This is a genomic window from Actinotalea sp. C106, assembly GCF_023630195.1.
Lineage (GTDB): Bacteria > Actinomycetota > Actinomycetes > Actinomycetales > Cellulomonadaceae > Actinotalea.
Window position 1 is genome coordinate 1 of sequence record NZ_JALPKN010000242.1, and the last position, 4817, is coordinate 4817.

Consider the following 4817-nt stretch of genomic DNA (forward strand, 5'->3'; position numbering starts at 1 on the left):
CCGAGGGCCGACGACGCCCCCGCCGCGCGGCGACGCCGCACGCCGACCGCCGGTGCGCTGGGCGTGGTGCTCGTGCTCGTCCTGGCCGGGGTGCTCTTCGTCGCGAACGCCCGTCTGCAGGGCGGGGAGGACGCCCGCCACGCCGCGGACCTGCCGAGTCTCGTCCAGGTCGAGCTGGACCGGGCCGACGAGCTCGCCACCGAGGTGGACGGGCTCCGGGCCGAGGTGGACGAGCTCACCGACGCCGTGACCGAGCAGAACCCCATCCGGTCGAGCGACCAGCAGATCCTGGTCGAGATCGCGGCCGGCCGCACCCCGCTGACCGGCCCTGGCATCACGGTCGAGCTGACGGACGCCCCGACCAACCGACCGCAGCCCGACTGGGTGGTCAACGACGACCTCGTCATCCACCAGCAGGACCTCCAGGCCGTGATCAACGCCTTGTGGGCCGGTGGCGCCGAGGCCATGACCCTGCAGGACCAGCGCGTCATCTCGACCACGGCCTTCCGCTGCGTGGGCAACGTGCTCCTGCTGCACGGCCGGCACTACTCGCCGCCCTACGTGGTTCAGGCGATCGGCGACCCCGAGCAGCTCGAGGAGGCCCTCTACGCCTCACGGAGCATCCAGGTCTACCTCGACTACGTCGAGAACGTCGGTCTGGGGTGGGAGGTCGAGAACCCCGAGACCGTCGAGGTCCCCGCCTTCGAGGGCAGCCTCGAGCTGCGCCACGCGAACCTGCCCGAGGGCACCGCCGTCTTCCCGCTCGAAGGGCTCGACAGCGGGACCGTCCGCGTCCCGTGACCCGGATCGAGACGACCCAGCCCGCCCGACGGGGCCAACCGGGCAGGCCGCGGGGCGCGGGCGCGGTGGGATGGGCCGTCTTCGGCGTGCTCGGAGAGGTCCTGATGACCCTCGGGGTGCTGATCGGCCTGTTCGTCGTCTGGCAGCTGTGGTGGACCGACGTCGCCGCGGGCCAGGAGCAGGCCCAGGCCGTCGCGGACCTCCGCTGGGAGGAGCCGGTCACCGCCCCCGCGCCTGTCGAGCGCACCGACGAGCCACCCGTGCTCGAGGAACCCGAGGAGCTCACGACCTTCGCGACCCTCCAGGTGCCCCGGTGGGGTGAGGACTACGTCCAGCCGATCACCCAGGGCGTCGGTCAGGACGTGCTCGACCACCTGGGCGTCGGTCACTACCCGGGCACCGCGATGCCGGGCGGGGTGGGCAACCACGCGGTCGCGGCGCACCGGGTGACCTACGGCAAGCCGTTCAACCGGGTGGCCGAGCTCGAGCTGGGGGACCCGCTCGTGGTCCGTACCGAGGGCACCTGGTACGTCTACCGGGTCACCTCGACCGAGATCGTCCTGCCCCACCAGGTCGAGGTGATCGCCCCGGTGCCGGGGGAGCCCGGTGCCGCCCCGGTGGACCGACGGATGACCCTGACCACCTGCCACCCGATGTTCTCGGCCGAGGAGCGCTTCATCGTGCACGCCGAGCTCGACCACTGGATGCCTGTCGCGGACGGTACCCCCGCGGCGCTGGACGGAGGCGCATGATGTACGGATGGTTGTGGCGCGCCCTGCCCGGCCCGACGCCGGTGCGAGCCCTGCTCGCCGTGGTCCTCGTGCTCGGGGTGGTCGCCGCCTGCTTCACCTGGGTGTTCCCCGCGATCGCCCCGCTCATGCCCTTCAACGACATCACGGTGGACTGAGATGACCCGCATCCTCGTCGTGGACAACTACGACTCCTTCGTCTACACGATCGTCGGCTACCTCGACCAGCTCGGGGCCGAGACGGTCGTGGTCCGCAACGACGCCGTGCCCTCGGCCGCCGAGCGTGCCGAGTACGACGGCGTGCTCATCTCCCCCGGGCCGGGTACCCCGCGCGGCGCGGGCAGCAGCCTCGAGGTGATCGAGGCCTGCGCCGAGTCGGGCACGCCCATGCTGGGCGTCTGCCTAGGGCACCAGGCCCTCGCCGAGGCCTTCGGGGCCACCGTGACCCACGCGACGGAGCTCATGCACGGCAAGACGAGCGCCGTCGAGCACGAGGGCGCGGGAGTGCTGGCCGGGCTCGGCACACCGTTCACCGCGACGCGCTACCACTCCCTCGCCGTGGTCGACGGGACGGTGCCCCAGGAGCTGGTCGTCACGGCCCGCACCCACACCGCCGGTGGCCCCGGGGTGATCATGGGTCTCCAGCACCGTGACCTGCCCCTGCACGGGGTGCAGTTCCACCCCGAGTCGGTGCTGACCGAGGGGGGGCACCGGCTGCTGGCCAACTGGCTCGAGCTGTGCGGCCTGGACGGGGCGGTCGCCGCCTCGGCGGGGATGGCGCCCCTGGTGCGGGAGACCGTCCACCCGTAGGCGCGGGCCGCGTGCGGTCGCGCGGCACAGTCAGCGCCCCCAGACGCAGAACGCCCCCGGCCAGGACCTCCCGGCCGGGGGCGCTTCCGTGAGGACCGTGCGGGGTCAGTCCCCTTCGCCCTCGTTGTTCCCGTTGTTGCCCTCGTTGTCCTGAGGCTCGGGCCCGCTGGAGACGTAGATCGTCACCGTGGACCCCTCGGGCACCGAGGCCCCTGCCCCGGGCTCGGTGCGGAAGACCCGGCCTTCGACGACGTCCTCGTCGAACTCCTCGACGATCGTGGCGTTGAGGCTGTTGCTCCCCATGCGGGCCTCGGCGTCCTCCAAGAGGAGGTTGTACACGTCGGGGACCTCGACCTCCTCGGGCCCGGCCTCCTCGGCGATGACGATCGAGATCGTGGCCCGCTGCTCGACGGGGCCGGGGGAGCGGCCCTGGCGGATGACGGTGCCCGTCTCCTCGTCACTCTCCTCGCGGCTGAGGTCGATCGAGAGGCTGAGGTCGCTCAGGGCAGTCCTGGCCTGGTCCTCGGTCATGCCGACCAGGTCCGGCAGGGTGACCTGCCCGGTCGAGAGGTAGATCGTGATCTGCGCGCTGGGCGCGACGCTCTCCCCCGCGGCGGGGTCCGTCCGGGTGACGCGGTCCTGCTCGATGGTGCGGTGGTTCTCGGTCTCGATGCCGATGTTCTCGAAGCCCAGCTCGGCCAGCTCGGCCCGGGCCTGGGCCTCGGTGAAGTTCTCGACGGTGGGCACCTCGACGGCGTCCGGCCCCTGGGAGATCGCGACGCGGACGGTGCTCCCGACCTCGACCGGCTCGTCGGCGCCCGGGTCGGTGCTGATGACGCGCCCTTCCTCGACCTCGGTGCTCGCCTCGGCCACGGGCTCGAACTCGAGCCCGACGTCCTCGATCTCCTCGCGAGCGAGGGCCTCCTCCATGTCGACGACGTCGGGCACGGCCACGGTCTCGGGCTCGGTCTCGCCCCCCGAGGTCAGCACGAAGATGATGCCGATGATCGCGGCGACGGCCACGGCGATGAGGACCCACAGCACCCACTTGCGCTTGGGCTTCTCCTCGTCCTCCTCGGCCTCGGGGTCGGGGTCGCCGATCGCCGGGGTGCTGCCGGTCTGCTGCCAGGGCATCACCTGCGTGGGCGAGCTCGCCGCACCCATGACCTGGGTCGCGTCCGCCGGCTGGGCACCGAGGCCCCCGGCGCCCAGCAGCCCGAGCATCGGCGCGGTGACGTTGCCCCCGCGCACGGCGGCCTCGAGGTCGGTGCGGAACTCGGCCGCGCTGCTGTAGCGGTCCTCGCGGTCCTTCGCGAGGGACTTCATGGTGATGCGGTCCAGGCTCTCGGGCACGTCCGAGGCGTAGGTGCTCGGCGGCTGGGCCTCCTCGCGGGCGTGCTGGTAGGCCACGGCCACGGGGGAGTCGCCGATGAACGGCGGCCGGCCGGTGAGCAGCTCGAAGAGCAGGCACCCGGTCGAGTACAGGTCGCTGCGCGAGTCGACCTGCTCGCCGCGGGCCTGCTCGGGGGAGAGGTACTGCGCGGTGCCGATCACGGCCTGGGTCTGGGTCATGGTCCCGGCGGAGTCGGCCATCGCCCGGGCGATGCCGAAGTCCATGACCTTGACCGCGCCCGTGGGCGTGAGCATGACGTTCGCGGGCTTGATGTCGCGGTGCACGATGCCCGCGTGGTGGGAGTACTCGAGGGCCGAGAGCACCCCGGCGGCGATCTCGACAGCCTCCTCGATGGGCACGGCCGAGCCGTCGCGCAGGATGTCCCGCACGGTGTGGCCCTCGACGTACTCCATGACGATGAAGGGCACGTGCGCGACGCTGCCGCCGGCCTCGGTGAAGACGTCCTCACCGGTGTCGTAGACGGCGACGATCGCCGGGTGGTTGAGGCTCGCGGCGGCCTGCGCCTCGCGGCGGAACCGCGCCTGGAAGGACGGGTCGCGGGCGAGGTCGGAGCGAAGGATCTTGATCGCCACGGTGCGGCCGAGGCGGGTGTCGTGGCCGATGTGGACCTCGGCCATCCCGCCGCGCCCGATGAGCTCGCCGACCTCGTAGCGGCCGCCGAGGATCCGAGGTGCGCTGTCCACCACTACTGGTCCCTCGCTGTCGTCGTGTGAAGTGCCTGGTCACTGCCGGGGCGTGGGCCGATCATCCCACTTGTCCGCTCGGCACCGGGGGAGGTGACCATCGCGATGCTGACCGGGTCGGACCCCACCGGGGGTGGCGCAGATCGCGACGGTCCCCAGAGGGTATCGGCGAACGCCGCGCCGAGGAGCGCGAAGAGCACCATGAGGATGAGCGCGAGCAGCGGCCGGGAGATCTGCCCCCAGCGCAGCCCCGTGGTCGTGGAGGTGCGCGCTGGCCCCGGGGCGGCCGCGGCCCGACGTCGTCCCGTGGCCCGGGCGGAGGGCTCCTCGGCGTGGGGCGGGCCTGAAGTCGGAGGCCAA

5 protein-coding genes and 1 pseudogene are annotated in these 4817 nt (G+C 72.5%); 4 read left to right on the plus strand and 2 right to left on the minus strand.

All coding sequences use genetic code 11. The annotated features are described in order from the left end of the window. The 4 genes from L0B03_RS13950 to L0B03_RS13965 all read left to right on the plus strand — a co-directional run. Positions 1-801, plus strand: an 801-nt coding sequence (locus L0B03_RS13950; RefSeq protein ID WP_308200067.1) for a DUF881 domain-containing protein, incomplete at its 5' end; no start/stop codon positions are given. Then, positions 798-1553: a class E sortase gene (locus tag L0B03_RS13955; RefSeq protein WP_250446801.1), complete on the plus strand. Its 756-nt coding sequence runs from the start codon at positions 798-800 to the stop codon at positions 1551-1553. The genes L0B03_RS13950 and L0B03_RS13955, both read left to right, overlap by 4 nt. Continuing rightward, positions 1550-1708, plus strand: coding sequence for a hypothetical protein (locus L0B03_RS13960; RefSeq protein WP_250446813.1), 159 nt, complete (start codon positions 1550-1552; stop codon positions 1706-1708). Before L0B03_RS13955 ends, L0B03_RS13960 begins: the two co-directional genes overlap by 4 nt. 1 nt (position 1709) lies before the next feature. Beyond that, positions 1710-2360 carry an aminodeoxychorismate/anthranilate synthase component II gene (locus L0B03_RS13965; RefSeq protein WP_250446805.1) on the plus strand — a complete coding sequence of 217 codons (651 nt, stop codon included), beginning with the start codon at positions 1710-1712 and terminating at the stop codon, positions 2358-2360. Positions 2361-2465: 105 nt separating this feature from the next. On the opposite strand, the gene pknB is transcribed toward L0B03_RS13965, so the two are convergent. Further along, complete coding sequence (gene pknB / locus L0B03_RS13970; protein WP_308200068.1) at positions 2466-4457, minus strand: Stk1 family PASTA domain-containing Ser/Thr kinase; 1992 nt, start codon at positions 4455-4457, stop codon at positions 2466-2468. Between the two features lie 2 nt (positions 4458-4459). After that, positions 4460-4817: pseudogene (locus L0B03_RS13975) on the minus strand (hypothetical protein); the annotation flags it as partial.